General features: G+C 37.3%; 1 protein-coding gene and 1 pseudogene. One reads left to right on the forward strand and one right to left on the reverse strand.

The genetic code is table 11. The annotated features are described in order from the left end of the window. Positions 1-192: pseudogene (locus tag ACFIL8_RS11340) on the forward strand (integrase); the annotation flags it as partial. A gap of 173 nt (positions 193-365) precedes the next feature. Here the strand turns inward: ACFIL8_RS11340 and ACFIL8_RS11345 are convergent. Continuing rightward, positions 366-578 carry a hypothetical protein gene (locus tag ACFIL8_RS11345; RefSeq protein ID WP_375616725.1) on the reverse strand — a complete coding sequence of 71 codons (213 nt, stop codon included), beginning with the start codon at positions 576-578 and terminating at the stop codon, positions 366-368. Between the last annotated feature and the right edge of the window lie 287 nt (positions 579-865).

Raw genomic sequence — 865 nt, forward strand, 5'->3', positions numbered from 1 at the left:
TATCGTCCCCATGGTTTTCGTTCAAGCTTACGGGATTGGATAGCAGAGACAACGTCAACACCATTTGAGATTGCCGAAACTGTTCTTGCACATACAGTTGGGAGTTCAGTGACGAAAGCCTACATGCGAACGGATTTTTTAGAACAGCGACATGTTCTCTTGGAACAGTGGGCTTCATTTATAACAGGATAGAATTTTTACAATTACCTCTGCAGTGTTTTTAGCTATTTTGACGAGAAATTTGATATGTCCAATTCTGTGAAAATAACAGTTTTAAATGTGTAAAGCTATTATTGATAGTCTCCATGAGACGAGCAAATTTAAGAATCCATTTTCTAAAGAATTTCGCGCGTCTCAGAGTATGTTTAGAGTCGGATATTTGGTTTTTGTGTAAAAATACTTACTAATGCATCCATAATACGTGAAAAATCAAGCGCTAATAAGAGTATAATGAGTACAATCCATTTCGTATAACGCGACATCACTTTTATACTTTTGTAGGTCATGATGATTTCTTGGAGGATTTCTTTTTCTGCTTCTGTAAGTTCTGTATCGTCTTGTGTTTTTTTTCTAGCCATGTTTCCACCCACACACGCGTTCACCTAGATTATTGTGCTTTAAGATCTCTCTTGCTAAATTAGAACTGATGACGTTGACATCTTGCCTCTCTAAATAAATTGGTAACCAACCAACACAAGAGATATACTTATTTGTCCCGCAACCAACGAGAAAGATCAGAACGCACATCAGCATCACTTTTTTGATTAACTTCACTTTCCACCTCCAGACGTGTTGTGGCTGCTTTTAAAGCTTTTTCTGTTTGCTTTTGTTGCTCTGCTTTTTTCCCAAGAGTAAAAGCTCTTGC

It is taken from the genome of Bartonella sp. AP57NXGY (assembly GCF_042195805.1).
GTDB lineage: Bacteria > Pseudomonadota > Alphaproteobacteria > Rhizobiales > Rhizobiaceae > Bartonella.